The 25040-nt window shown below is 63.3% G+C and carries 27 protein-coding genes and 1 tRNA gene; 17 read left to right on the forward strand and 11 right to left on the reverse strand.

Going from position 1 to position 25040, the window contains the following annotated elements; translation table 11 throughout:
- The 5 genes from pcaF to AC1D10_RS03900 all read left to right on the forward strand — a co-directional run bounded on the left by pcaF (position 1) and on the right by AC1D10_RS03900 (position 6166).
- Positions 1-1206, forward strand: coding sequence for a 3-oxoadipyl-CoA thiolase (gene pcaF / locus AC1D10_RS03880; protein ID WP_477269836.1), 1206 nt, complete (start codon positions 1-3; stop codon positions 1204-1206).
- A gap of 151 nt (positions 1207-1357) precedes the next feature.
- The gene (locus AC1D10_RS03885; protein ID WP_477268988.1) at positions 1358-2389 is read left to right on the forward strand and encodes a BMP family protein; all 1032 of its coding nucleotides are present in this window, start codon (positions 1358-1360) and stop codon (positions 2387-2389) included.
- Positions 2390-2658: 269 nt separating this feature from the next.
- The gene (locus tag AC1D10_RS03890) at positions 2659-4170 is read left to right on the forward strand and encodes an ABC transporter ATP-binding protein (protein WP_477268989.1); all 1512 of its coding nucleotides are present in this window, start codon (positions 2659-2661) and stop codon (positions 4168-4170) included.
- The gene (locus AC1D10_RS03895) at positions 4170-5225 is read left to right on the forward strand and encodes an ABC transporter permease (RefSeq protein WP_477268990.1); all 1056 of its coding nucleotides are present in this window, start codon (positions 4170-4172) and stop codon (positions 5223-5225) included. Before AC1D10_RS03890 ends, AC1D10_RS03895 begins: the two co-directional genes overlap by 1 nt.
- Positions 5222-6166 (forward strand): ABC transporter permease, encoded by a 945-nt coding sequence (locus AC1D10_RS03900; protein WP_477268991.1) that lies wholly within the window; start codon positions 5222-5224, stop codon positions 6164-6166. The genes AC1D10_RS03895 and AC1D10_RS03900 overlap by 4 nt, the downstream gene beginning before the upstream one ends.
- 28 nt (positions 6167-6194) lie before the next feature.
- Here AC1D10_RS03900 and AC1D10_RS03905 read toward each other — a convergent pair whose 3' ends face one another.
- Complete coding sequence (locus AC1D10_RS03905; RefSeq protein WP_477268992.1) at positions 6195-6962, reverse strand: SDR family NAD(P)-dependent oxidoreductase; 768 nt, start codon at positions 6960-6962, stop codon at positions 6195-6197.
- A gap of 291 nt (positions 6963-7253) precedes the next feature.
- Between AC1D10_RS03905 and AC1D10_RS03910 the strand changes: the two genes are divergently transcribed.
- Complete coding sequence (locus tag AC1D10_RS03910; RefSeq protein ID WP_111548454.1) at positions 7254-7409, forward strand: hypothetical protein; 156 nt, start codon at positions 7254-7256, stop codon at positions 7407-7409.
- A 138-nt stretch (positions 7410-7547) separates the two neighbouring features.
- Positions 7548-8495, forward strand: a complete 948-nt coding sequence (locus tag AC1D10_RS03915) for an LLM class flavin-dependent oxidoreductase (RefSeq protein WP_477268993.1) — start codon at positions 7548-7550, stop codon at positions 8493-8495.
- A gap of 7 nt (positions 8496-8502) precedes the next feature.
- Here AC1D10_RS03915 and AC1D10_RS03920 read toward each other — a convergent pair whose 3' ends face one another.
- Positions 8503-9189 carry a cysteine hydrolase family protein gene (locus tag AC1D10_RS03920; RefSeq protein ID WP_477269838.1) on the reverse strand — a complete coding sequence of 229 codons (687 nt, stop codon included), beginning with the start codon at positions 9187-9189 and terminating at the stop codon, positions 8503-8505.
- Between the two features lie 343 nt (positions 9190-9532).
- Here AC1D10_RS03920 and AC1D10_RS03925 point away from each other — a divergent pair, with 343 nt between their 5' ends.
- From AC1D10_RS03925 to AC1D10_RS03940, 4 genes are read left to right on the forward strand one after another with little or no spacing between them, the layout of a single operon-like run.
- Positions 9533-10330 carry an ATP-binding cassette domain-containing protein gene (locus AC1D10_RS03925; protein ID WP_477268994.1) on the forward strand — a complete coding sequence of 266 codons (798 nt, stop codon included), beginning with the start codon at positions 9533-9535 and terminating at the stop codon, positions 10328-10330.
- Positions 10331-10386: 56 nt separating this feature from the next.
- Complete coding sequence (exbB, locus tag AC1D10_RS03930) at positions 10387-11313, forward strand: tonB-system energizer ExbB (RefSeq protein ID WP_477268995.1); 927 nt, start codon at positions 10387-10389, stop codon at positions 11311-11313.
- Positions 11314-11339: 26 nt separating this feature from the next.
- On the forward strand, positions 11340-11807 hold the full coding sequence (gene exbD, locus AC1D10_RS03935) for a TonB system transport protein ExbD (RefSeq protein WP_477268996.1): 468 nt from the start codon (positions 11340-11342) through the stop codon (positions 11805-11807).
- The gene (locus AC1D10_RS03940) at positions 11804-12748 is read left to right on the forward strand and encodes an energy transducer TonB family protein (protein ID WP_477268997.1); all 945 of its coding nucleotides are present in this window, start codon (positions 11804-11806) and stop codon (positions 12746-12748) included. The genes exbD and AC1D10_RS03940 overlap by 4 nt, the downstream gene beginning before the upstream one ends.
- Positions 12749-12901: 153 nt before the next feature.
- Here AC1D10_RS03940 and AC1D10_RS03945 read toward each other — a convergent pair whose 3' ends face one another.
- From AC1D10_RS03945 to AC1D10_RS03970, 6 genes are all read right to left on the reverse strand, one after another.
- Positions 12902-13222 carry a hypothetical protein gene (locus AC1D10_RS03945; protein ID WP_477268998.1) on the reverse strand — a complete coding sequence of 107 codons (321 nt, stop codon included), beginning with the start codon at positions 13220-13222 and terminating at the stop codon, positions 12902-12904.
- A 119-nt stretch (positions 13223-13341) separates the two neighbouring features.
- Positions 13342-13596 (reverse strand): hypothetical protein, encoded by a 255-nt coding sequence (locus AC1D10_RS03950; protein ID WP_477268999.1) that lies wholly within the window; start codon positions 13594-13596, stop codon positions 13342-13344.
- Between the two features lie 4 nt (positions 13597-13600).
- Complete coding sequence (locus AC1D10_RS03955) at positions 13601-13852, reverse strand: hypothetical protein (protein WP_379094777.1); 252 nt, start codon at positions 13850-13852, stop codon at positions 13601-13603.
- Between the two features lie 59 nt (positions 13853-13911).
- On the reverse strand, positions 13912-14970 hold the full coding sequence (locus AC1D10_RS03960) for a SagB/ThcOx family dehydrogenase (RefSeq protein ID WP_477269000.1): 1059 nt from the start codon (positions 14968-14970) through the stop codon (positions 13912-13914).
- Positions 14971-15406: 436 nt separating this feature from the next.
- Positions 15407-16156 carry a helix-turn-helix domain-containing protein gene (locus AC1D10_RS03965; RefSeq protein ID WP_477269001.1) on the reverse strand — a complete coding sequence of 250 codons (750 nt, stop codon included), beginning with the start codon at positions 16154-16156 and terminating at the stop codon, positions 15407-15409.
- Positions 16157-16495: 339 nt separating this feature from the next.
- A tRNA-Ala gene (locus AC1D10_RS03970) sits at positions 16496-16571 on the reverse strand.
- A 161-nt stretch (positions 16572-16732) separates the two neighbouring features.
- Between AC1D10_RS03970 and AC1D10_RS03975 the strand changes: the two genes are divergently transcribed.
- Together AC1D10_RS03975 and AC1D10_RS03980 are read left to right on the forward strand one after the other, a co-directional pair.
- Positions 16733-17023, forward strand: coding sequence for a YggT family protein (locus AC1D10_RS03975; protein ID WP_091576245.1), 291 nt, complete (start codon positions 16733-16735; stop codon positions 17021-17023).
- Between the two features lie 12 nt (positions 17024-17035).
- Positions 17036-17353: a DUF167 family protein gene (locus tag AC1D10_RS03980; protein WP_477269002.1), complete on the forward strand. Its 318-nt coding sequence runs from the start codon at positions 17036-17038 to the stop codon at positions 17351-17353.
- A gap of 16 nt (positions 17354-17369) precedes the next feature.
- On the opposite strand, the gene AC1D10_RS03985 is transcribed toward AC1D10_RS03980, so the two are convergent.
- From AC1D10_RS03985 to AC1D10_RS03995, 3 genes are read right to left on the reverse strand one after another with little or no spacing between them, the layout of a single operon-like run.
- Positions 17370-18251, reverse strand: coding sequence for a MurR/RpiR family transcriptional regulator (locus AC1D10_RS03985; protein WP_477269003.1), 882 nt, complete (start codon positions 18249-18251; stop codon positions 17370-17372).
- 10 nt (positions 18252-18261) lie between these two features.
- Positions 18262-19329, reverse strand: coding sequence for an ABC transporter ATP-binding protein (locus AC1D10_RS03990; protein ID WP_477269004.1), 1068 nt, complete (start codon positions 19327-19329; stop codon positions 18262-18264).
- A gap of 2 nt (positions 19330-19331) precedes the next feature.
- Entirely contained in the window at positions 19332-20120 is a 789-nt protein-coding gene (locus AC1D10_RS03995) for an SDR family oxidoreductase (RefSeq protein ID WP_477269005.1), read from the reverse strand.
- A 181-nt stretch (positions 20121-20301) separates the two neighbouring features.
- Between AC1D10_RS03995 and AC1D10_RS04000 the strand changes: the two genes are divergently transcribed.
- From AC1D10_RS04000 to AC1D10_RS04015, 4 genes are all read left to right on the forward strand, one after another.
- The gene (locus AC1D10_RS04000) at positions 20302-21534 is read left to right on the forward strand and encodes an ABC transporter substrate-binding protein (RefSeq protein ID WP_477269006.1); all 1233 of its coding nucleotides are present in this window, start codon (positions 20302-20304) and stop codon (positions 21532-21534) included.
- A gap of 249 nt (positions 21535-21783) precedes the next feature.
- Positions 21784-22653, forward strand: a complete 870-nt coding sequence (locus AC1D10_RS04005) for a carbohydrate ABC transporter permease (RefSeq protein ID WP_477269007.1) — start codon at positions 21784-21786, stop codon at positions 22651-22653.
- On the forward strand, positions 22650-23474 hold the full coding sequence (locus AC1D10_RS04010; RefSeq protein WP_477269008.1) for a carbohydrate ABC transporter permease: 825 nt from the start codon (positions 22650-22652) through the stop codon (positions 23472-23474). The genes AC1D10_RS04005 and AC1D10_RS04010 overlap by 4 nt, the downstream gene beginning before the upstream one ends.
- An 87-nt stretch (positions 23475-23561) precedes the next feature.
- Positions 23562-25037: a M81 family metallopeptidase gene (locus AC1D10_RS04015; protein WP_477269009.1), complete on the forward strand. Its 1476-nt coding sequence runs from the start codon at positions 23562-23564 to the stop codon at positions 25035-25037.
- Positions 25038-25040 lie beyond the last annotated feature (3 nt).

Genomic DNA, 25040 nt, shown 5'->3' on the forward strand with positions numbered 1-25040 from the left:
ATGGCCGAGGCCTATATCTGCGACTACATCCGCACGCCCATCGGTCGCTTTGGCGGCTCCTTGTCCTCGGTGCGTGCCGACGATCTCGGCGCCATACCTCTGAGAGCATTGGTCGAGCGCAATCCCGGCATCGACTGGCAGGGGATCGACGACGTCGTCTATGGCTGCGCCAACCAGGCCGGTGAGGACAACCGCAACGTGGCGCGCATGGCGCTTCTGCTAGCTGGTTTGCCCAAGGAGATCCCGGGCTCGACCGTCAATCGGCTGTGTGGCTCGGGCATGGATGCGCTGACGATTGCCGCGAGAGCCATCAAGGCCGGCGAGGCGGAGCTGATGATATCAGGCGGCGTCGAATCGATGAGCCGCGCACCCTTCGTCATGCCCAAGGCCGACACCGCGTTCTCGCGCAATGCCGAGATTTACGACACCACAATCGGCTGGCGCTTCGTCAATCCGCTGATGAAGAAGCAGTACGGCGTCGATTCGATGCCGGAGACCGGCGAGAACGTCGCCGAGGATTTTTCGGTGTCGCGCGCCGACCAGGACGCCTTTGCCGTGCGCAGCCAGGACAAGGCGGTCGCGGCACAGACCAATGGCCGGCTGGCCAAGGAGATTACCCCGGTGACGATCCCGCAGCGCAAGGGCGATCCGGTGGTCGTCTCCAAGGACGAGCATCCTCGCGCCGGCACCACGGTCGAGGCGCTGGCCAAATTGCCGACGCCGTTCCGGCAAGGGGGCACGGTGACGGCCGGCAATGCCTCAGGCGTCAATGACGGGGCGGCGGCGCTGATCGTTGCTTCCGAGGCGGCGGTGAAGAAATATGGCCTGACGCCGATTGCCCGTATCCTCGGCGGTGCTGCCGCCGGTGTGGCGCCGCGCGTCATGGGCATCGGCCCGGCGCCGGCGACGCAAAAACTGTGCGCGCGGCTTGGCCTGACGCCGCGGCAGTTCGATGTCATCGAGCTCAACGAAGCCTTTGCCTCGCAAGGCATCGCCGTGTTGCGCCAGCTCGGCATTGCCGAGGATGCGGAGCACGTCAATCCGAATGGCGGCGCCATCGCGCTCGGCCATCCGTTGGGCATGTCGGGCGCCCGCATATCCGGCACGGCGGCGCTGGAGCTTCGCGAACGCGGCGGCCGCTATGCGCTGGCGACCATGTGCATCGGCGTCGGCCAGGGCATAGCGATCGCGCTCGAACGGGTCTGACCGGCAGCCCCTCTTGGCCGGCTAAGATCGAGATGATCGAGCCTGCCAAATTTGACCGTGTGGACAAAAGTTCGGACCCGTTCCATAGTTTCCTGTCTGACATTTTCACGAACGGTCGGCTCGACACGGCTGTCGAACAGAGGGGAATGCAATGGAAAATCCGAAGAATAGATTCCAGTTAAAAAGCGAAGGGCTTTCGCGACGCAACGTGCTGGAGCTGGGCGCGCTTGGCCTGGCGGCGGCGATGCTGCCGGGCGCTGCCTTCGGCAAGGACAAGAAGCTGAAGGTGGCGGCGATCTTCGCCACGCCGATCGAGGAGCCATGGGACAACCAGATCCATGTCGCCCTGCAGAAGGCCGAGAAGGAACTCGGCATCGAATACAAATGGTCGGAAAAGGTGCAGACGGCCGATTTCAGCCGCGTCATGCGCGAATATGCGCAAGGCGGTTATCAGCTGGTGCTGGGCGATGCTTTCGCCGCCGAGCGTGAATCGCGCCGCACCGCCAAGCAGTTCCCGAAGACAGCCTTCCTGTTCGGCTCCGGCGCCGGCCCGGCGGAACCCAATTTCGGTGTCTTCGACAACTGGATCCACGAGCCGGCCTATCTGTCCGGCATGATCGCCGGCAAGATGTCGAAGTCGGGCACGATCGGCGCTGTCGCGGCGATGGGCATTCCGGAAGTGAACCGGCTGGTCAACGCCTTCTTTGCCGGCGCCAAGGAGGTCAATCCCAACATCAAGAAGAAGGTCGCCTTCATCGGCTCCTTCTTCGATCCGCCCAAGGCCAAGGAAGCGGCTGTCGCGCAAATCGACGCCGGTGTCGACGTCATCTATGCCGAGCGTTTCGGCGTCATCGAAGCGGCGGTGGATAAGAAGATCTTCGCCATCTCCAACATGTCCGACCAGTCGAGCCTCGGCCCCGACACGGTCATCACCGGCCCGGTCTGGGATATGTATCCGACGGTCGAGCAGGCGATCAAGCTGGTCAAGGCCGGCGTCTTCACCGCGCAGGACTATGGCGATTTCTCGCGCATGGCCAAGGGCGGTTCGTTTCTGGCGCCTTATCACAAGTTCGACAAGACGCTGCCGGCCGACGTGAAGGATCTGGTCGAGAAGAAAAAGGCCGAAATCCTCGAGGGCAATTTCCGCGTCGACGTCGACGAGAATACGCCGGTTTCGGATTGAGGTTTTTATCCTCCCCCTTGTCGGGGGGAGCAGCCGGTTCGCCGCAGGCGAATTCATCGTGCCGGGGGCACGATGAAAGGCCAGCGAACGCTGGGACGCTGCGAAGCAGCGGGGACCCGGCAACTCACCGCCCGGCCCTTCGCAGGCTCAGGGCGTTCGAAGCTCGAAAAGCCAAGCAATTGGCTTTTCGTCCGCTGCGCGGATCGCTTCTCACTCCCCGCAAGGGGGAGGGTGAAGAGCCGCGCCAACGCCATCCACCGGGAGTCATCTTGCCCGCCCCACTCATCGAAATGCGCGGCATCACCAAGAGCTTCGGCGCCGTCAAGGCGAACGAGGCCGTCGATCTCAGCGTCGCGCCGGGCGAGATCCTCGGCCTGCTGGGCGAGAACGGCGCCGGCAAGACGACGCTGATGAACGTGCTGTTCGGCGCCTATGCGCCCGACGCCGGTGAGATCCTGATCCAGGGCCAGCCGGTGCGGATCACCAGTTCGGCCGATGCGCTGGCCGCCGGCATCGGCATGGTGCACCAGCATTTCCATCTGGCGCCAAGGCTCACTGTGCTGGAGAACCTGCTCATCGGCATTCCCGGTAGATCGGGGCGGATCGACCGCGTCGGTGGGCTGGCGCGGCTGTTGGAAATCGGCCGCCAGCACGGGCTGACGCTCGATCCCGACTTACCGGTATCGGCGCTGTCGGTTGGCGAGCAGCAGCGGCTTGAGATCGTCAAGGCGCTGTTTCGCGGTGCCAGGCTCTTGATCCTCGACGAGCCGACGGCGGTGCTGGCGCCGAGCGAAGTCGACGGACTGTTTTCGGCTTTGCGGTCGATGGCGGCGCAGGGTCTCGGCATCATCTTCATCTCGCACAAGCTCAACGAAGTGCGGGCGCTGACGCATCGCTGCACGGTGCTGCGGCTCGGCCGCGTCGCCGGCCGTGTCGACGACCCGGCAAGCACGACGTCTGCCGCGATGGCGCAACTGATGTGCGGCCACGAGATCGTGCCGCCGGCACGGGGCCCGTCGACGCCCGGTGCGGCGGTGCTGACGCTCGATGGCATTTCGACGTCGCAGCATTCGGGCACGGCGCTGCGCGACGTGTCGCTTTCCGTTCGCGCCGGCGAGATCCTCGGCATTGCCGGTGTCTCGGGCAATGGCCAGCGGGCGCTTGCGGAGGTGATCTCGGGCACGCGTGTGCCCGATGCCGGCCGGATGACGATCGCCGGCCTAAAAGTGTCGCGGTTTTCGCCACGCGAGGTTCAGGCGCTCGGCCTCGGCCGCATTCCGGAAGACCGGATGACGACGGGTCTGGTCACCAACCTGCCGCTCGCCGATTCGATGGTGCTGCCGCGCATCGACACGGCGGCGTTCAGCAGCAAGGGCCTGCTCAAGTCGGATGCGATCCGCGCCTTCGCCGAGGCGCAGATCAAGGCCTATGACATTCGCTGCCCCGGGCCGATGACCCGCGCCGGGGCGCTGTCCGGCGGCAATCTGCAGAAGGCGCTGCTGGCGCGCGAGCTGGCTTTCGATCCGAAGGTGCTGATCGTGTCTCAGCCGACGCGCGGGCTCGACATCGGCGCTGCCCGCTTCATTCACGAAAAGTTCCTCGACATGCGCGCCAAGGGCTGCGGCATCATCGTCATCGGCGAGGATCTCGAAGAGTTGCTGGTGCTCTGCGACCGCATCGCGGTGATGTATGAGGGCCGCATCGCCGGCACGCTCGACAGCGCCGATGCGACGGTGGCACGGCTCGGGCTGATGATGACGGGCGCGGAGGGCCACAGCTGATGTTCCGCCTGGAAGTCCGCACCTCGACGCCCGCCTGGTTCAATCTGGCCCTGCCGCTGCTGGCGATCGCGGCGACGCTTGTCCTGTGCAGCGGCCTGATCGCGCTGGCCGGCGCCGGCGTCCTCGAAGCCTATGGTGTGATGTTCACCGCTTCGCTCGGCGACAGTTATGCCATCACCGAAACAATGGTTCGTGCCGCGCCGATGATTTTCACCGGGCTGGCGGTGGCCGTCGCCTTCCGGGCAAAATTCTGGAACATCGGCGCCGAGGGGCAATTGCTGGCCGGTGCTGTCGCCAGCTGCTTTGTCGGCGCCATTCCGATGCCGGGGCCGCTCGCCATGCTGTTGATGGCGGTGGCCGGTGCCACCGCCGGTGCGGCGGTTGCCTTGGTGCCGGCGACGCTGCGGGTCAAATTCAAGGTCGATGACGTGGTCAGCTCGCTGCTGCTCAACTCGGTCATCTACTATGCGCTGATGGCGCTGATCGAAGGGCCGTGGAAAGACAGTTTCAGCGGCTATCCGATCTCGCCACCGATCGAGGATTCGGCCAATTTCCCGGTGCTGCTCGAAGGCACGCGCCTGCATCTCGGCGTGGTCGTGGCGCTGATCGCAGCACCGGTCATCTGGTTCCTGATCGTGCGCACGACGCTCGGCTTCCGGATCAGGGTCACCGGTGAGAATCCCGAAGCCGCTAGATATGGCGGTATCCATGTCGAGCGCGTGCTGATCTCGACCGCTCTGCTGTCCGGGGCGCTGGCCGGGCTGGCCGGGGTCGGCGAAGTCGGCGGCGTGCATTTCCAGGTGATGAGCGACATCTCGCCGGGCTACGGCTATTCCGGCATCGTCGTCGCCATGCTGGCGCGTCTCAATCCGCTTGGTGTGGTGCCGGCGGCGGTCTTCCTCGCCGCGGTGATGACCGGCGCCGAGGCGATGTCGCGGGCGACCGGCGTTCCGGCCTTCCTCAGCGATGTCATCCAGGGCACGGCGCTGCTCGCCATGCTGGTGGCGCTGCTGTTCACCGCCTATCGCATCCGCCGGGTCGGAGCCGCCCGATGAGCGCGGTGTTCGAACAGATCTTTCAGGTCGGCTTCCTGGCTGCCATCATCCGCATCGCCACGCCGCTGGCGTTTGCGACGCTCGGCGAAATGTTCTCCGAGCGGGCCGGCGTGCTCAATCTTGGCATCGAAGGCATCATGCTGCTCTCGGCGATGACCGGCTTCACCGCCACCAGCCTCAGCGGCAGCCTGTGGCTGGGCGTGCTGGCGGCGGTGCTGACCGGCATGCTGATGGGCGCGCTGCACGCGCTGTTCACGGTGGCGCTGGGCCTCAGCCAGCATGTCTGCGGCATTGGGGTCACCCTGTTCTCGTCGGGGCTCGCCTATTTTCTCTACCGGCTGATCTTCGGCCAGCAATCGGTGCCGCCTAGCATCAAGGGGTTCGAGACGCTGCCGATCCCGGTCCTCTCCAGCATTCCGGTCCTTGGGCCGTCGGTGTTCAACCAGTTTGCGCTGGTCTACATGGCGATCCTGGCCATTCCGCTGGCCGCCTTCGTCCTCTACCGCACGCCATGGGGCCTGTCGGTGCGCATGGTCGGCGAGAATCCGCGCGCCGCCGATTCAGCCGGCGTCAGCGTCATCGCGACGCGCTTCCAGGCGGTGATCCTGGGCGGTGCGCTGATGGGGCTGGCCGGCGCCTTCCTGTCGATGGCGCAGTTCAATGCCTTCACCTTCGGCGTGGTGTCCGGCCGCGGCTGGGTGGCGATCGCGCTGGTCGTCTTCGGCCGCTGGGATCCGTGGCGCTCGGCTGGGGCGGCGCTGCTGTTCGCCTTTGTCGATGCCTTGCAGTTGCGGATGCAGGCGAGCGGGCTCGGCCACATCCCCTACGAGGCGTTCCTGATGCTGCCCTTCATCTTCACTATAGTCGCCATGGCCGTGATGTCGCGCAATGCGGTGGCGCCATCAGCGCTGCTCAAGCCGTTTCGACGCGAGGAGCGCTGACAGCCAGGGCTGTCAGCGCTCCCGCTGATCACATCGCGGTAAAGCCATTGTCGACGAACAGATGCGTGCCATTGACGAAGCTGGCCTCGTCGCTGGCCAGGTAGAGCGCTGCCTTGGCCACCTCTTCCGGCTCGCCGATGCGGCCCTGCTGCGCCGCCAGTGCCGCGTCGGAGACGTCGACGCCGAGCCGGCCGAGATCGGCAACCTCGCGCAGGCCGTGCGGCGTGCGGATGAAGCCCGGGCAGACCGCATTGCAGCGGATGTTGCGGTCGCGGAACTCGACGGCGATGGCGCGGGCGAACATGTGGCAGGCGCCCTTGGTGGTGTCGTAGAGCACCTCCATCGGCGTCGCCGCCACCGCCGAGATCGACGAGGTGCAGACGATCGAACCGCCGCCGGCCGATATCATGCCGGGCAGCACGGCGCGCGTCATCAGGAACATCGAACGCACATTGACGGCATGCAGCCAGTCCCATTCCTGCACCGTCGTCTCCAGGAAGGGTTTGATGACGATGGTGCCGGCATGGTTGAACAGCACGGTGACCGGGCCGAGTTTTTCGGTCGCGCCCTTCACTGCGGCCTCGACCTGGGCTTCGTCGGACACGTCGGCGACAAAATGCTCGGCGACATGGCCGCGTGCCCGGATCGCCGCCGCGGTTGCGGCGGCTGCTTCCTCATTGCGGTCGACGACCGCCACTTTGGCGCCTTCCGCGGCGAACAGCTCCGAGGCCGCGCCGCCCATTCCCGTTGCACCGCCTGAAATGATGGCAACCTTGCCGGCCAGTCTCGTGCCCATTTTTCTGCTTCCCTGTTGGACGATTTTCCATGCGCTCACTGGGCGATGCTATCGCGCCCGCTCCGGCCGGCCAATGCACGAATTGGGTGCAGCGGGGACAAGGCCACAGGTCCATTGAAGGCCGGGAGCAACGTGGGCAGGCCATGTGGATCGGTGGCCAAAACACGCTATCTAAGCAATGTGTTGCCAATTTTTGGCTTGATATCAGAAAATCTTTCCGCCTATCGCTAAAAAATAGCAATCGACAAAGTCTACAAGTTTTATAGATTAACCAGCGAGACGGAGGTCGATATGTCCTATATCCAGAACGCCCAGACGGATCGCAGCGGCCAGAGGCTGGCCAATGCCCAGGCCTTCCGCCCGGCCTATGCCGGTGCCTTCGCCTATCTCGTCTTTGCCCTTGCGTTCGTGTTCACCGGGGCAGTTGTTCTGGGCCTCATTCCCTGAGTCGACAGATCGACCGGGGTTAGCGCCCGCAGCTTTCAGGTAATCGGAGTTGAATGAACCGGACCGCTGGTGCGCTTGCGCGCGGCTGGTGATCCGAATTTCACCGCATCAATGATTCCAGTGATGGAGGAGATGGCAATGCCGATCGAGTTCACGCATGTTCCCGGAAAGACTCATCCCGCTGGGGCCGCCGTTCCCTTTTTCTACGACTTTGCCGAGACCGCGACCAAGCTCGGGCTGATCGAGGATGGCGGCTTCCGCAAGATCGTCGTCGACGATACGGCCGGGCTGCTGACCAATATGGATCTCGCTGCCCAGGTGCTCGACCGCACCTCGTCGCTGGAAGTCGTGCTTACCCACTGGGCCGGCGTGGTCGAACCGACGGTGGCGGCCCGCCAACTGGCGTCGATCGACAGGAAAAGCGGTGGACGGCTGGCGCTCAGGATGATCAGCGAACCGCTGAACGACGACGATGCCGAAACGCGCCCGGTCGGGCACACCGTCATCTGGCAGCGCATCGATGAATATCTGGTGCTGCTGAAGCGGTTGTGGTCGAACGACCGGCCGTTCGACCATGAAGGCGCGTTCTACAGCATCAAGGGCGGCTATGTGCCGCGCAAGGGTCCGCACGGCGCCGACCTGGTAATCCGCATGGGCGGGCAGTCTGGAACGGCACTCAAGGTGGCCGGCCGGCATGCCGATATCTTCGAACTGGCGCCAGGCTCGATCGACGAGGTCCGGCAGCTGATGGAGCGGGTGCGCGGCGCTGCCGCCGAACACGGCCGGGCCGGCAAGCTGCGCTTTGCGCTTCCGGTCAGGATCCACCAGGGTGCTTCCGCCACCAGCCACAAGGCGGTCGATGTTGCCGGACCGCCAGCCCAGGCCGCCCTCTCGCTGCTTGCCTATGCGGCTCTCGGGATCGATGAATTCATGATTGTCGGCGTCGACTCGCCGCGCGAGATCGCGACCGTCGGCCGTGAAACGATCGCCCTGCTGCGCAATTCGCTGGCGCGTCGCGAAACCGACGCTTTCCAGCCTGGGGCGTTTGCATCTCGCTCGGGTCTGGAGACGCGCGCCGCGGGCTGAGGTTCCGTCAGCCTTTTGCTGTTTCCGGCATGTCGCCAAGCCGCGACAGAGCTTCGATGACGGCGGCGGACTCGGCCAATGTGCCGAACACGCCGTCCTCGACCGTCACCATGTGCAGCGCCGCCTCGTGCGCTTGTCTGTCACCGCTGGCACAGGCATCGGAAATCGTCAGGCACTGAAAGTTGCGGTCGCAGGCCTCGCGCAGCGTGGTGTGGACGCAGACATCGGTTGTGCAGCCGGAAAACAGCAGATGCGTGATGCCTTGCGCGCGCAGGACAAGCTCGAAATCCGTATAGGTGAAGGCGCTGTTGCAGGTCTTGTCGACGATGATGTCCTGCGGCGCGACATCGATCTCCGGAACGATCTGAAACCCGGGGCCCGAGCGAAGCAGGATTTCGGTGCCTTCGAGACCGGCGCGCTTGCGGCGCCATTTCTCGTAAGGCGTCATGTCGGCCATGTCGGCCCGATAGCCCTGCCTTGTGTGGATGATCCTGATGCCGGCCTTGCGCGCGGCGGCGATCAGCCGGCCCACGGTCGGCAGGATCGCCCTCAGCGGCGAGGGGTCATATCCCTGCCTGGCGAAATAGCCCGTCGTCGACAGGAAATCCTGCTGCAGGTCGATGACGACAAGCGCGGTGTTTTCGGCCACCAGCCTGCCGTCATAGGGAAAGTCGAAGGGCGTCGCCTTGATCATCTTTGGCTCCCGGTTCTCGACCGGCAGTCGAGTTTGCCTGACGCAATTCCCTAGGGAAAGCGCCATGCGCTTTTCCCGGGAAAACCGTTTCACACTTTTCCTGGAATTGCTCCAGCCACTTTGCATCAACGCGACGACACCAGATGCTGGGCGTCGTGGAGCCGCCAGTATATGCCGCCGGCGCGGATCCGAATGTCGCGCCGATATTGGCCGCCGCGACTAATTGTTGATAATTGCAGTCATCTTCAATGTTGACTATTAAGATCATGTTTCATAGTCAACCGGGCATCGGGCTGCCGGAACCAGAATCTGGAAATACGAGCGGCCGCACTGGAGAGAAGCCATGACCGCGGCGGGAGTTGATGCCCAGACTGCCTTCCATATCGAAGCGGTGCGCTTTGCCGTCGGCGAGCGGACGCTGCTCGGTCCGGTTTCGCTCGAACTGGAGCGCTCGCGCGTCTACGGGCTGATCGGCCATAACGGATCGGGCAAGTCGACGCTGATCAAGCTGATGGCGCGCCAGCAACCGGCAAGCTCTGGCGCCATCACCTTCGCCAAGCGCCCGCTGCTGCAATGGGGCGCCCGCGAACTCGCCCGTGCGCTGGCCTATCTGCCGCAGACGACACCGGCAGCGACCGGTCTTACGGTGCGCGAACTGGCGACGCTCGGGCGCTATCCCTGGCATGGCGCGCTTGGCCGTTTCCGCGCGGAGGACAGGCAGCATGTCGATGAGGCGCTGGTCCTGACCGACATGGAGGGTTTCGCGGACAGGCTGGTGGATGAATTGTCCGGCGGCGAGCGCCAGCGCGCCTGGCTCGCCATGCTGGTGGCGCAGAACGCCGGCGTCATGCTGCTCGACGAGCCGATCTCGGCACTCGACATCGCCCATCAGGTCGAGGTGCTCGGGCTGGTCAGAGATCTCAGCCGCAAGCGTGACCTTTGCGTCGTCGTTGTGCTGCACGATCCCAACATGGCTGCGCGCTATTGCGACGAGCTGATCGCGCTGAAGGACGGCAAGCTGCTGACACGCGGCACGCCCGGCGAAATCATGCGCAGCGATGTACTGAAAGGCATTTTCGGCGTGGAGATGGGCGTGTTCGCGCACCCCGTCACCGGCCAACCCGTCGGCTATGTGCAGTGACGAGATGTGGCGGGGAATAGAAGCGGCTGGCCGCTGTGAGAACAAGGAAAAAGCTGTTGTCGAGAAATGGTTTGTTGGCGGCGTTGGTCGCATCCGTGATCCTGTCGGCCGGCAGTGCGACGGCCCAGGAGCAACCAACCGGTGCCGCGCCCGCCATGTCGGCACCCGCTGCTCCCGCCGCGCCGGCAGTCGCCCCGCCCGCGCAACAGCAACCCGGCACCCAGCCGAACACGACAGCGCCGGCCGAGGCCGGACCTTCGAGGGCGATGGAACTGACCTTGCCACATGATCTGTCGCCGTGGGGCATGTTCATGGCGGCCGATATCATCGTCAAGGCGGTGATGATCGGACTGGCCTTCGCCTCCCTCGTCACCTGGACGATATGGCTGGCCAAATCGCTGGAGATTTTCGCTGGCAAGTTGCGCATCCGTCGCGCCGTGCACGCGATCGGCGATGCCGCCACGCTGAAGCAGGCCAGCCGTGCGCTCGACCGCAGCGGCGGCCCTGGCGCGCTTCTGGTGCGGGCGGCCGAGGAGGAGACCGCACTTTCAGCCGGAGCGCTCGATCATGTCTCGGGCGACGGGCTGAAGGAGAGGGTCACCTCGCGCCTGTCACGCATCGAGGCGGGGGCGTCGCGGCGGATGTCGCGCGGCACCGGCGTGCTGGCAACGATCGGCTCGACCGCGCCCTTCGTCGGCCTGTTCGGCACCGTCTGGGGCATCATGAACGCCTTTATCGGCATCTCGCAGGCGCAGACCACCAATCTCGCCGTGGTGGCGCCTGGCATCGCCGAAGCACTGCTTGCCACGGCGATGGGCCTTGTCACGGCGATACCGGCTGTCGTCATCTACAACGTCTTTGCCCGCTCGATAGCCGGCTACCGGCAGATCCTCGCCGATGCCTCGGCGGGCGTCGAGCGGCTGGTCAGCCGTGACCTCGACTTCCGCACCGTCGCGCCGGCAACGGCGATGGCCGCGGAATAATGGCGGCGGACTAGCGGAGCAAGGCCATGGCAAGCAGAATCCGACAGACCATGGACGACGATCTCGAGGAAAGCCACGAGATCAACGTCACACCGTTCATCGATGTCATCCTGGTGCTGCTGATCATCTTCATGGTCGCCGCACCGCTGGCGACGGTGGATGTCAATGTCGATCTTCCGGGCTCGACCGCAACGCCCGCGCCGCGGCCGGAGACACCGTTGTTCCTGACGCTGAAGGACGATCTGACGCTGGCAATCGGCAACGATACGGTGCCACGCCCGATTTTTGCCGCGACGCTGGACGGCAGGACAAAGGGCGACAAGCAGACGCGCATCTTCCTGCGCGCCGACAAGGCCGTGGCCTATGGCGACCTGATGGAGGCGATGAACCTGCTGCGCGGTGCGGGCTATCTGAAGATCGCGCTGGTTGGCCTCGAGACGGTTCCTGCCGCAGATGCTCCGGCGCCCGCCACCAGCGGAGCGGCGGCACCATGACGCCGGCAGCCGCCTTGCCCTCAGCCGAGTTGTCGCGCTTCAGCCGGCGCGATCTCGGCTTGTGGGCGGGTGCGGCAGCGCTGGTCCTTGGAGCGCATGTCGCGGTCGCCTATGCCGTGCAGAACTTCAGCATGGTCAACGAAGCCGACGGCGGCCCGCCGCCGGCCCAGGTGATCGAGATGGCGCCGATGATGGTGATGCCGGCCGTCCAGGAACAGGTTGCCACCCTGGACGCGATGACATCAGATCAGATCGAGCCGATACCGGCGACCGAGCCGACGCCCGAAGACCAAGTCGAGAAGGCGGAGCCGGTTGTCGACCTGCCGGAAGCCGTCCCACCTGACGAGACCGAACCCACCCGGACCGAGATGGCTCAACAGGTCGACCAGCCGCCGCCGGACGAGGTCGTCCCGGATATTGTCAAGGCTGTTGCACCCGACGTGGTCATTCCGTTGCCGCAGTCGAAACCAGTCGAGCCGCCCAAGGACAGGAAACCGGTCGAAGCCAAGGCGAAGAAGCCTGTCGACAAGCCCAAGCCGCGGCCCAAGAAGGAGAAGGCAGCGCCGCCGAAGACGGCTAGCGTTGCCAGCACCGATGCAAAGCCGGCTGTGAAGACGGCCGCGCCGAAGTCGGCGGAATCGACGTCGCGATCCGGCGACTCCAGCAAATGGGATTCCCGTCTGGGGGCCTGGATCAAGCGGCACACGCGCTATCCCAGTTCGGCCAAGGCTCGAGGCGTGGAAGGCAAGCCGTATGTCGCCTTCACGGTCGACTCGTCCGGCCGGGTCCTGTCTGCCAGGCTCACTCGTTCCTCCGGGGATGCGGACCTCGATCATGCGGCACTGGCCGTGCTGCAAGGTGCCACCGTACCGGCACCGCCGCCGGAACTCGGCGCGCGCCAAAGCCGCACGGCACCATTCGTGTTCAGCCTGCGCAACTAAGTCTGTTCAGATTCAGGAGAGGCCGGCCTACGAACGGCTGATACCTGCGCTTCCGGTGCTCACGTACCCAAAAGCACGCTCCGCCCCCTTCTCGGAACCCGCCATTCTCGGCTCGGCCTGAATCTGAACAGACCTTGGAGCAGACTCGGTCCATCAATAACTCAGCGACTGGCACAGAGCCTCGACCTCATCGAGATAGAATCGGCATTTCGTGCGCAGGATCCTGAGGTTCGGATCATCGGCGCCGTTGATCTCGATGGTCTGCATCATGAAATCGAAGTGAGCGTGAAAGGCATCCACAGCGCCCCATAGACTGTCGGCCTGGCAGCTGTCGGCAATCGCCATCGAGACGAGCTGGCGGGCCTCGACCCGCGCGGTGTCAGGCGAGGACGGTCGCCTTGCAATCAAGGTGTCGAGTCGGCTGAAAAGGCTTTCCCTGGCGTCGACGCTCTTGATGTTGGCGATCATGTTCATTGCAAGGTCCCCCTCGGGCAATTGCCGGAAAAAGTGCGTGGCGGTTTTCCGCCTGAAATTGCGTAAAAACAAACGGTTAGAGCGAGTCCGGCGATCCAATCAAACCTAACGCCTTGGGCCTATGCGACCGGATGCCGGTCCTGCGGGCAGGATGTGATCAAGGCCGGAATGGCGGTCGTATCGGACGGCCTGCCCTTGATGATGTTGGCGACCTCGGCATCGGCCTGTTCGAACCAGTAGACCATGTCGGGGCGGCCAAGATCCGTGGCGGCCTTTTTCAGCAGCGGCAGCAGGCTTTGCAACGCGCACAGTGTCTCCCAGCGGTTTGGCCGGAAGGTCGAGCCTGCAGCCGCGTATGCGGCTGACGATTGCATGTCGCTACGCTCTCCTCGCATGAGCGCGATGGTCTTTCGCCTGCGTCTTGGGGTGCAGCGGATTGCCGCTGAGCTGCGCATGCCTGGCCGGCCGTGCGCCGCGAAGGACGTCGAAGGCTTCGGCATAGGCCATGCCCAGCAGATAGGAGATCATGGGAAAACGGCTTGCTTCGGCCATCTGCACGAGCTCATTGGTCATCGACGAAATGTATTGAAGGCTATCGATCTCGGACTGACGTAAGGATTGATTTGGCACGTGCTGCTCCTGTCTTCTGGTTGGCCCCAAGAAAGGCGTTACTGAACATGCTGAGCCGACTAATTGATCGATTGGCCCGCCGAAGACGGGCTTGTTTGCGGGGTTGAGATGGTCAAGGCATAGATCGGCGCATCGGTGAGGCGATCGAGACCAAGCAGGCGCTTGATCGCCGAATGGCTGAGTGCGGCGGTGGGGCATGCGGACAGGCCATGGTTGGTGGCCGCCAGCATGATGTTCTGGCCGATATGGCCGGCTTCGATCAGCACGACACGATAGGCATTGGCATCCTCGTATTTCCACATCGTGCGATCGAGCTTCGCGCAAAGCAGGACTAGGCACGGCATGGCGTCCGCCCATTCCTGCCCGCCGACCAGTTCGGAGATTTTCGGCAGATGGTTTGCGGAAATCCGGCCAAGGTCGTGATCGGCGGCGGAATAGTGATAGACGCCGGGCTCGAGGCCATCGACGGCAAGCGCGACCACATAGGCTTCATAAGGATTTCGAGCGCCGCCCGAAGGGGTCATGCCAAGCGGCAGGGCGCCGACGCAGTTGGTGGTCTCGCCGGTAATGCCCATGCCGGCGAACAGGCAATCGGAAAGCTGCTTCGCCGTGATGCCGGGCTTGGCCGTCGTGCGGTTGGTGCGGCGCCGCGCCATCAGGGCGAGAAGCTCATTGTCTTCCAGTGCGTTCGGCAACTGAATGGCGCCCGGAGAGTTCTTGAGCAGGAGGTCAGGCTGCGGCGTATGACCGGCGCGTTCGGTCTGCCGCTCTTCGGCTTGCTCGATGGTCATGAACTCGCTGTCCTGGACGCAGAAATGCATCAGCGCGGTCGGAAGGCCCCACTTCCATTGTCCGGAAAACTGCTCCTCCTGTTCGGCGAGCGGCGATCCTGCGGTCACCAGGGCGGAAAAATCGAGCAACTGCGGAACGATAGCCTTCAGTTCGGACTTCGACCGTCCTTGGGCGCGGGCGATATCCGCCGTCGAGGCCCATTTGTCCCACGATGCGAGAAGACCGATCACCTCGGGGCTGCATTCAAACACGCTTCTGGTCAGGAAGTTGCATGCCGTGACCTTGTTCGGTCCGGGGTAGAAAACGAGCGTTTTTGAAGAGCGCATTTTCATGATGCTGAATGCCGCCTGGGGAGCCGAGGCGCCGACAAGCGAACCGCTCGCCGACGCGGAACGATTTCAGCGCTTGTTGTAGTGCATGCCCTGCGAAAAGAAGACGGTCTGCGTGCCGGCGGCAATCGTCAGCTTCGGAGCGGTGTTCGCTTTCTTGGCCATATTTCATCCCTTTCCTGACCCCATCGGGATCCGTTTAAAGACCCCCAAAAACGGGATCCACGACAAGAAAGGTAAGGTCGAAAGAGTTAATGCTTTGTTAAAATTGTAGTAAATCTGCCTTCTAAAGGCGGCCTGGTGGATTATCTTTCCTGACGCTAAAGTGTAAAATATCGATTTTAATCATATACGGAGTAGACAATCGTTGTCATACGCTCTTTCGGTATATTCTTATCCTTATTTAGCGTAAGCGGGCCCATGGCCAAGGGGGTTAGCCCAGCCCGTCCCGGGTGAGGCTGATCACCAGTTGGTCGACATCAGGATCGTCGAGCCTGATGACATGTGCCATGCCGATGGCATCCCTGGGGCGGATGTTGGTAATGTCGCGCCGCATGATGACGGACACGAATGCCGGCCCGGCTTCCGTCAGAAGCATGGCCTTGCCTGTCAGCACCGGTTCGGAGATGGGAGCCCATTGCACGGAGATCAGCGACGGCTCGCCGGTCTGGCGGCGATTGATGCCGCTGAAATAGATCCAGTTCAGACGCGAGATCGCCACTCCATAGTGGTTGCCGCGCGCCCGCGCCCAGGTCGATCCCCGCCGTTCCGACCAGCCGGTGACCCTTCTGAATGTGACCAACTCGGCTTCGCGCCGCACGAAGGTCACCGATCGCATCAGCAGATCGGGGCGGTCCGGGATTGAAAAATAGGTGAAATAGGTGCCTCCCGCGATCGATGGACTGGGAGGGCGGATCATCTGGTTGAACAGACTCTCGGAAACCGGCGGCAACCCGCGCCCCCTGGGTTCGGGAACACCGGGATCACGGTACAATTCGGCTTCGTCGATCCGGAAGTAGTGGCATATGAGCTTGGCGGTCGCCTTGTTCGGGACCGTCTGCCCTTGCAGGTAGCGTTCAAATTGCGTGCGGTTGATGCCCAGCTCACGACATACCGCACTTACCGAGGCATGGTCCTTGCAGAGGCGTCTAAGGTTGGCAGCGAGATTCTCGCGAATTGACACGTCTTTGCTTCCGCAGGCGAATTTTCATTTCGATTCGAAAATCCATATAGCGTCTTCGGTCGCCCCCGCCGAAACGCCCTTGTCGCAACGCACAGAAAAACTGATTTGGTAACGTCAATCTAATGGGGCAGCTTCCAAAGAAAATGAAAACAATCGCCGGGCGGCTTCGGCCATAAGTCCAATTGACAACAGTTTTCGCCGGATAACGCCAGACAAGGGTGCAGTATTGCGCCGCGGCCTTCGAAGGCGCGCTGGCACAACAAATATTGCCCGCAGGCGAGCCATGGCGAACGTCGCGCTTTCCTCTTGGCGTGGAGAGCAGAAAATCGATTATTCCACTGGTGGAGCTGAGGAGGATCGAACTCCTGACCTCGTCATTGCGAACGACGCGCTCTCCCAGCTGAGCTACAGCCCCGTCCAGCGGATGGGCGCATTTATCGGGCGCCGCGCTTTCCTGTCAAGGCGGCGTTTTGCCGAAATCCGTGGTCGCCAGACGTCGGGCCGGCGCGCGCAGGACGGCGGCCCTTGCCGGTTTAGCCCGCAATGGCTACATGTCGGCAACAATCGGAGACCGGCATGATCGCCCTCATTCAAACAATCGTCATGGCGCTTGACCTCTACTGGTGGGTCATCATCGCCTCGGCGATCTTCTCCTGGCTCTACGCCTTCAACGTCGTCAACTCGCGCAATCAGTTCGTCGGCAGCATCGGCAACATGCTCTACCGGCTGACCGAGCCGGCGTTGCGGCCGATTCGCCGTTTCATGCCGGACCTTGGCGGCATCGACATTTCGCCGATCATCCTGCTGCTGATCCTGTTTTTCCTTCGGCAGTTCCTGCTCACCACCGTGCTGTCGCTGGTCGTCTGAGGCAGCCAACCTGTGAGCGCGCCGTTTCGCCCGCGCGAAAACGGCGTCGATCTGTTTGTGCGGCTGACGCCAAAGGCTGCGTTGGACAGGCTCGAAGGCGTCGAAACCGCTGCAGACGGGCGAAGTCACCTGAAGGCCCGCGTCCGCGCCGTGCCGGAAAACGGAGCAGCCAACAAGGCGCTCGAAAAGCTGATCGCCAAGGCGCTAGGCGTGCCGGCGTCCGCCGTGTCGATTGTCGCCGGTGGCACCGCCCGGCTGAAGACCGTGCGCGTTGCAGGCGATCCGGCGATGCTGGCGAAAGGCATCGAGGCGCTCGACCAGCAGTCCTGATGCCTTCGATGGAGGTTCAATCCCCCAGCGGCAGGCGGGGATCGTCGACCTTCAACGTGTTCACGCTCTGCTTGATGCGGCGCAGGTTTTCCAGAACCCTTGGTCCGCGCGTTTCGGCGACCGATGTGACGATCATGTCGACGATCGACAGCAGCGCATAGCGTGACGATGTCGGCTTGTAGATGTTGCCATCCTCTAGCGACTGGAAATGGATGACCGTGTCTGCGGCTTTGGCGAGTGCCGAGTCCGGCGGAGTGATGGCGATGGTGGTGGCGCCATATTGTTGGGCGACCTGCACCGCATCGATGACCGATCGCGCATAGCCGGAAACCGAAAAGGCGACCAGCGTGGTGTCTGTAGTGGCTACGGCGGCGTACATGCGTTGCAGCTGTCCGTCGATCTGTGCCAGCACCGACACGCCCAACCTGAACAGCCGGTTCTGCATTTCGGTCGCCATCATCGACGAAATGCCGCCCGACCCGATGCACAGGACATTGCCGGAAACGGCGATCCGCGCGGCGACGGCGACCAGAGTCGTCATGTCGAGGTTTTCGCTGGCGCGCTGGATGGCGGCAATTGCCGCTTCGGTGATGGCGGAAGCGATGCGCTGTTCGCGGGCGTCGCGGCTCAACGGCTCCGGCGAAAGATACTGGCCGCCGATGGCGATGGCCTGCGCCAGATAGAATTTGAAATCGCGCAGGCCCTCGCAACCGAGGTTGCGACAGAACCGCGTCACCGTCGGCTCGCTGACACCGACGCGCGCGGCAATTTCCGAAATCGCCGCCTTGGAGACGAGATCGAGGTCGGCAAGCACGAAGGCTGCCAGCTTGCGATCCGACTTGGTGCCGTCCTGCGACATCAGTTGCAGGCGCGTGATGATGTCGGCCGGCGTTTTCATTTCTGTGTTTTCATACGGGCAGGCCCGTCGCCTTGTCGAACAGGTGGATGTTGCCGGGATCGACACTCACCGGCAGCACGTCGCCCGGCCTGACCGGCACCCTGTCGCGAAACACGGCACGCACCGTGTCGGTGCCGATGGCGCCATAGACATGGGTTTCGGAGCCGGTCGGCTCGACGACATCCACCTTGATCGTCATCGCGTCGGCAGCCTCGCCGATCACAAAATGTTCGGGCCGGATGCCGGCTTCTACAGCGCTGCCCGCCGGCACCTGTTTGGCGGCAAGCGCAAGCCGCCCGCCGCCGGCCGACTCGAACCAGGTTTTCTCAGGCGTTGCCTTCACAGAACCGGAAACAAAACTCATCGACGGCGAACCGAGGAAGCTGGCGACGAACTTGTTGGCCGGCCGGTCATAGAGCTCCAGCGGCGCGCCGACCTGCTGGATCCGGCCGCGGTCCATCACCACGATGCGGTCGGCCATGGTCATGGCTTCGATCTGGTCGTGGGTAACATAGACGATCGTCGATTTCAGTCGCTGGTGCAGCGCCTTGATCTCGACGCGCATCTGCACGCGCAATTGCGCGTCGAGGTTGGACAAGGGCTCGTCGAACAGGAACACCGACGGTTCGCGCACGATGGCGCGGCCCATGGCGACGCGCTGGCGCTGGCCGCCCGACAGCTGGCGGGGATAGCGGTCGAGATAGGAGAACAGATTGAGGACGCCCGACGCCTTCTTGACCTTCGCATCGACTGTGGCGCGCGCCTCGCCACGGATCTTCGGGCCAAAGCCGATATTGCCCGATGCCTTCAGATGCGGGAACAGCGCATAGGACTGGAACACCATGGCGATGTTGCGCTGCTGCGGCGGCAATTCGTTGGCGCGCACGCCGCCGATCATGAGGTCGCCGGAGGTGATCGTCTCCAGCCCGGCCAGCATGCGCAGCAGGGTCGACTTGCCGCAGCCGGATGGCCCGACCAGCACGACGAACTCACCGCTCTTGATGTCGAGGCTGATGTTTTCGAGGATCTTGTGCTGCCCGAAGGATTTCGACAGGTCGCGGAACTCGACGTCGGTCATGGTCACGCTCCCAATATGTCGTCGATGAATGGCAGGCAGCCGGCCGTCAGGCCAGCGTCCACCGGCATCACCACGCCTGTTACGCCCGATGCGCGATCGGAGGCAAGGAAGGCGACGGCTTCGGCCACTTCCGAAGCGTTGACGATGCGGCCGAGCGGATAGAGCCGTTGCAGCTTGCCGAGGATTTCTGGATCCTTGGCAAGGCGGTGATCCCAGGCGGCGGTGCGGATCGATCCGGGGCAGACGACATTGGCGCGCAGGCCGCTGCGGCCGAGCTCGACGGCGATAGCCTTGGCATAGGCGTTGATTCCGGCCTTGGCCGCCGCATAGGCGGGATTGCCGAAATGCGCGATGGCATTGACCGACGAGATGAAGACGACGCTGCCGGAGCCCTGGTCAGCCATCGCCTTGACCAGCGGATCGGCGAAAGTCATCACGCCGGTTAGGTTGAGGTCGAGTTCGTGTTCGATCTTGTCGGGATTGAGGGCGGAAAGCGTCTCGGCGCGTGTCCAGCCGGCATTGTTGATAAGGATGTCGGGCACGCCATCCCTGTCGAGGATCGCTGCGATTGCCGCGTCTATCGAAGCCCGGTCGAGAAGGTCGAAGACGTGGCGGGAGGCAAGATGCGGGCTCTTCAGCGCTTCGCTGGACTGGTCGCAGCCGATGACCCTGGCGCCCCTCTGCGCCATCACCGCCACGATGGCCGTGCCGAGGCCGCCGCCGGCACCGGTCACCACGACAGTCTTGCCTTCGAACTCGGCCCTGCCTTCGAACTTAGGTCGCGAAACCACCGTGCGTCATCCTCCGGGAGCTCTGACAGCCGTATCAGGCCTAGTCCACGAAATGTAATTAAGCAACAGAATAATCTGCTTGCAAGCCTTCAAATCATCGATAATGTAGGAAAGTCACATAAATCTTCTGCGCGGGTCGCGAAGAGGCGCGCAAGCGCAAAATCAAAATGGGAGACATCAAATGAGCCTTGCAAAATGGACTGTCGGCCTGATGGCCGGAATGAGCATGATGGCATTGGCGGCGCAGGCGAATGCGGGCGAGGTGCGCGTCACCGTCGCCGAGTACAGCGCCAAGACTGGGCCATATTTCGAAAGCGTCAAGAAGGAATTCGAGGCGGCCAACCCCGGCATCACCGTTAAATTCGAAGTCGTGCCGTGGGAGGTGCTGCTGCAGAAGCTGACCACCGACATCACCGCCGGCACCAATGCCGACCTGTCCATCATCGGCACGCGCTGGCTGATCGACTTCGTCCAGCAGGATGTCGCCGAGCCGCTCGACAGCTACATCACGCCGGACTTCAAGGCCCGCTTCATCGACACCTTCCTGTCGCCCTCGATCATGGAGGGCAAGACCTACGGCCTGCCGATCGCGGCCTCGGCGCGCGCGCTGTACTACAACAAGGAGCTGTTCGAGAAGGCCGGCATCGCCAATCCACCGGCCAACTGGACCGAGCTGCAGGAAGACGCGCGCAAGATCAAGGCGCTCGGGTCCGGCACCTTCGGTTTCGGCCTGCAGGGCAAGGAGATCGAGACCGACGTCTACTACTATTATGCGATGTGGTCCCAGGGCACCGAGATCCTCAACAAGGACGGCACCTCCGGCCTCGGCACGCCGGGCGCGCTTGAAGCCGCCAAGCTCTACAAGTCGATGATCGACGAAGGCCTCACCGAGCCTGGCGTCACTTCCAACAACCGCGAGGATGTGCAGAACCTGTTCAAGCAGGGCAAGGTCGGCATGATGATCACCGCACCGTTCCTGTCGAACCAGATCAAGGACGAGGCGCCGAACCTGAAATATGGCGTGGCGGCCATTCCGGCCGGACCGACCGGTGCGCGCGGCACGTATGGCGTCACCGATTCCATCATCATGTTCAAGAATTCCAAGAACAAGGACGAGGCCTGGAAGTTGCTCGATTTCCTGTTCACCACCGAGCAGCGCGCCAAGTTCACGCAAGGCGAAGGCTTCCTGCCGGTGAACAAGGAAGAAGCCAAAATGGACTATTACGTGAACAACGCCGATCTGGCGGCGTTCACCGCGCTGCTGCCCGACGCCCGCTTTGCACCGATCATCCCCGGCTGGGAAGAAGTCGCCCAGATCACCTCCGACGCCATGCAGAAGATCTATCTCGGCGGCGACCCCGAGGCGGGGTTGAAAGACGCGGCGGCCAAGGCCAATGCAGTGCTCAAGAAATAGGGCGTATCTCCCTGCGCCCGTGGCGCGCCCCACTCAGGCGGGGCGCGCCACACCTTGATTTCCGCCTGGCGCGGGATGATTTCAGGTCGAATCGACCTGAAATCTGAATCCGCCTTTAAATCAAGAGATAGAGCATGATGTCGTCCGAAAACCGCTTCACACTTTTCGGCATCATGCTTTAGAGCGGCCGATAGCGGCGTCGCTCAAGCAGAACCTTCAGATCCACCGCGCCGAGGCGCAGGTCAGCCGATGCAAAATCGCTTCTTGCCCTATCTCCTGACCTTGCCCAGCCTGTTCCTGGCGGCTGTCGTCATCTTCTGGCCGGTGTGGGACCTGATCCAGATCTCGACGCATGAAGTCAGCCGCTTCGGCCAGCTTCGCGAATTCAACGACTTTGCCAATTTCGCGGCACTGCTTGCCGATCCCGACTTCATGGCCGCGCTCTGGCGCACCGGCCAGTGGACGGTGCTGGTGGTCGGCGGCGCGCTGCTGCTGTCAATTCCGGTGGCGATGATCCTCAATAGCGATTTCTATGGCCGCGGCATTGCCCGTGTCATCATCATGCTGCCCTGGGCGGTGTCGCTGACCATGACCGCTGTGGTCTGGCGCTGGGCACTGAGCGGCGAAAGCGGCATGCTGAATTCGGCGCTGATCGGCCTCGGCCTCATCGACCACAACATCCAGTGGCTGGCGAGCGCGGAGACCGCCTTTCCGATGCAGGTGCTGATCGGCATCCTGGTGACGGTGCCGTTCACGACGACGATCTTCCTCGGCGGCCTGTCGTCGATCCCGGACGACCTTTACGAGGCGGCGGCGCTCGAAGGCGCGACACCGCTGCAGCAGTTCCGCGAGATCACCTTTCCGCTGCTGAAGCCGTTCATCAACATCGCCATCGTGCTCAACACCATCTACGTCTTCAATTCCTTCCCGATCATCTGGGTGATGACGCAGGGCGGGCCGGCCAATTCGACCGACATCCTGGTCACCCACCTCTACAAGCTGGCCTTTCGCATCGGCAAACTGGGCGAGGCATCGGCGGTGTCGCTGGTGATGTTCGCCATATTGCTGGTCTTCACCATGATCTATGTGCGGTTGGCAATGCGGGAGCAACGCGCATGACGAGTAAGCTGAGGCGTTCGATCATTGCATGGCTGCTGCTGGCGCCGCTGATCGTGGTGACGATCTTTCCCTTCGCGGTGATGTTCCTGACAGCGGTCAAGCCAAGGCAGGAAGTGCTGTCGCCAACCTGGTGGCCGAGCGAATTCCGCTGGTCGAATTTTTCCGACATGTGGGTGGCGACCGGGTTCGGCCAGGCGCTGCTCAATTCGCTCTACGTGTCTGTCATTGCCACTGTCGGCGCCATCCTGATCTCGGTTCCGGCCGCCTATGCGATGTCGCGCTTCCGATTTGCCGGCTACGGCGCCTTGCGCCAGTTCCTGCTGATCTCGCAGATGATCTCGCCGATCGTGCTGGTGCTTGGCCTGTTTCGGCTGATGGCGGCCTGGGGCCTGGTCGAGAGCACCACGGCGCTCGGCTTGATCTACATGGCCTTTAACGTCGCCTTCACGGTGTGGATGCTGCAGAGCTATTTCGACACCATCCCGCGCGATCTCGAAGAGGCGGCCTGGATGGAGGGTGCCGGCCGCTGGCTGACCCTGCGCAAGGTGTTCCTGCCACTCTGCCTGCCGGCGATCGCGGTGACCGCGATCTTCACCTTCATCAATGCCTGGAACGAATTCGTCGTGGCGCTGACCATGCTGCGCAGCCAGGAAAGCTACACGCTGCCGATCCAGGTGTTTTCGCTGGTCGCCGGCCGCTACACCATCGAATGGCACCACGTCATGGCGGCGACGCTGCTGGCGACCTTGCCGGTGGCCATCCTGTTCATCTGGCTGCAGCGCTACCTCGTCAGGGGGCTGGCGCTCGGGGCGGTCAAATAGCCGCTCTATCTCTTTGTTTTGACGCAATTCCGGACGGAAAACCGCTTCACACTTTTCCTGGAATTGCTCTAGGCCCACGGAGCTTTCATGCGCATCTTCACCGCCTCGCTGGCGACGGAAACCAACACATTCTCGCCGGTGCCGACCGACCGGGCCTCGTTCGAAATGGCCTTCTATGCTGGACCCGGCAAACATCCGGAAACGCCGACGCTGTGCTCATCGCCGATGGTCGCCCTGCGCCGGCGCGCGGCAGCCGAAGGCCTGACCGTCATCGAGGGCACCGCCACCTGGGCGGAGCCCGGCGGCCTGGTGCAGCGGCAGACCTATGAGGCGCTGCGCGACGAGATACTCGGCCAGCTCAAGGCGGCGCTGCCGGTCGACGCCGTCATCCTCGGCCTGCACGGCGCCATGGTGGCGCAAGGCTATGACGATTGCGAAGGCGACCTGCTCGCGCGCGTCCGCGAGATGGTCGGCCCGAAGGTCGTCATCGCGTCGGAATTCGATCCGCACAGCCATCTGACGCCGAAGCGTGTCGCGGCGTCAGACATCATGGCCTACTTCCTCGAGTTCCCGCACACCGATTTCTACGAACGCGGTGAACATGTCGTCGCGCTTGGCCTCGCCGCGGCCCGTGGTGAGATCAAGCCTGTCATCTCGACCTTCGACTGCCGCATGATCCAGGTGCTGCCGACCAGCCGCGAGCCGATGCGCTCCTTTGTCGACCGCATCAAGGCGCTGCACGGTAAGGACGGCGTGCTGTCGATCTCGGTCATCCATGGCTTCATGGCGGCCGACGTGGCCGAAATGGGCACGCGCATCCTGGTCGTCACCGACGACGACAAGGCCAAGGGCGATGCGCTGGCGGAGCGGCTGGGGCGGGAACTCTACGCGCTGCGCGAAAAGACGGCGATGACGATGCTGAGTGCCGCCGACGGCATTGATCGGGCGCTGGCCGTGCGCGCCGACAATCCGGGCAAGCCGGTGGTGATCGCCGATATCTGGGACAATCCCGGCGGCGGCGTACCCGGCGACGGCACCGCTGTGCTGCGCCAGATGCTGGCGCGCGGCCTCAACACTATCGGCGTTGCGACGATCTGGGATCCGATCGCGGTCACCTTCTGCCTGGCGGCAGGCGAGGGCGCCGTCATCGACCTGCGCTTCGGCGGCAAGGCCGGCCCTCAGGCCGGCGAGCCGATCGACGCGCGCGTGCGGGTGTTGAAGGCTGTTGCCGAGGGCTGGCAGAGTTTCGGGCCGAGCCGGGTAACACTCGGGCCAACAGCGCAGGTGCGCATCGAAGGCACCGAGGTCGACATCATCCTCAACACCAATCGCACGCAGACCTTCGAACCGGATATCTTTTCCAATATCGGCATCGATCCGATGAGCAAGGACGTGCTGCTGATCAAGTCGACCAATCATTTCTACGCCGGCTTCGAGCCGATCGCCGCCGAGATCATCTATGTCTCGGCGCCGAGTTCGTATCCGAGCAATCCGGCGGTGACCAATTACACCAAGCTGACGCGGCCGATCTGGCCGCGGGTGGCTGATCCGTGGAAGATGTGAGGC

This window comes from Mesorhizobium sp. P2_A8 (genome assembly GCF_056404935.1).

Bases quoted from the DNA above. Each gene is read 5' to 3' on its own strand.
- AC1D10_RS03950 (WP_477268999.1), bottom strand. From the start codon at position 13,596: ATGCAATCGTCAGCCGCATACGCGGCTGCAGGCTCGACCTTCCGGCCA.
- AC1D10_RS03905 (WP_477268992.1), bottom strand. From the start codon at position 6,962: ATGGGCACGAGACTGGCCGGCAAGGTTGCCATCATTTCAGGCGGTGCA.
- AC1D10_RS03990 (WP_477269004.1), bottom strand. From the start codon at position 19,329: ATGACCGACGTCGAGTTCCGCGACCTGTCGAAATCCTTCGGGCAGCAC.
- AC1D10_RS04010 (WP_477269008.1), top strand. From the start codon at position 22,650: ATGACGAGTAAGCTGAGGCGTTCGATCATTGCATGGCTGCTGCTGGCG.
- AC1D10_RS03920 (WP_477269838.1), bottom strand. From the start codon at position 9,189: ATGATCAAGGCGACGCCCTTCGACTTTCCCTATGACGGCAGGCTGGTG.
- AC1D10_RS03975 (WP_091576245.1), top strand. From the start codon at position 16,733: ATGATCGCCCTCATTCAAACAATCGTCATGGCGCTTGACCTCTACTGG.
- AC1D10_RS03895 (WP_477268990.1), top strand. From the start codon at position 4,170: ATGTTCCGCCTGGAAGTCCGCACCTCGACGCCCGCCTGGTTCAATCTG.
- AC1D10_RS04000 (WP_477269006.1), top strand. From the start codon at position 20,302: ATGAGCCTTGCAAAATGGACTGTCGGCCTGATGGCCGGAATGAGCATG.
- AC1D10_RS03940 (WP_477268997.1), top strand. From the start codon at position 11,804: ATGACGCCGGCAGCCGCCTTGCCCTCAGCCGAGTTGTCGCGCTTCAGC.
- exbD (WP_477268996.1), top strand. From the start codon at position 11,340: ATGGCAAGCAGAATCCGACAGACCATGGACGACGATCTCGAGGAAAGC.
- AC1D10_RS03885 (WP_477268988.1), top strand. From the start codon at position 1,358: ATGGAAAATCCGAAGAATAGATTCCAGTTAAAAAGCGAAGGGCTTTCG.
- AC1D10_RS03900 (WP_477268991.1), top strand. From the start codon at position 5,222: ATGAGCGCGGTGTTCGAACAGATCTTTCAGGTCGGCTTCCTGGCTGCC.
- AC1D10_RS03925 (WP_477268994.1), top strand. From the start codon at position 9,533: ATGACCGCGGCGGGAGTTGATGCCCAGACTGCCTTCCATATCGAAGCG.
- AC1D10_RS04015 (WP_477269009.1), top strand. From the start codon at position 23,562: ATGCGCATCTTCACCGCCTCGCTGGCGACGGAAACCAACACATTCTCG.
- AC1D10_RS03915 (WP_477268993.1), top strand. From the start codon at position 7,548: ATGCCGATCGAGTTCACGCATGTTCCCGGAAAGACTCATCCCGCTGGG.
- AC1D10_RS03945 (WP_477268998.1), bottom strand. From the start codon at position 13,222: ATGAACATGATCGCCAACATCAAGAGCGTCGACGCCAGGGAAAGCCTT.
- AC1D10_RS03960 (WP_477269000.1), bottom strand. From the start codon at position 14,970: ATGCGCTCTTCAAAAACGCTCGTTTTCTACCCCGGACCGAACAAGGTC.
- AC1D10_RS03985 (WP_477269003.1), bottom strand. From the start codon at position 18,251: ATGAAAACGCCGGCCGACATCATCACGCGCCTGCAACTGATGTCGCAG.
- AC1D10_RS03910 (WP_111548454.1), top strand. From the start codon at position 7,254: ATGTCCTATATCCAGAACGCCCAGACGGATCGCAGCGGCCAGAGGCTG.
- AC1D10_RS04005 (WP_477269007.1), top strand. From the start codon at position 21,784: ATGCAAAATCGCTTCTTGCCCTATCTCCTGACCTTGCCCAGCCTGTTC.
- pcaF (WP_477269836.1), top strand. From the start codon at position 1: ATGGCCGAGGCCTATATCTGCGACTACATCCGCACGCCCATCGGTCGC.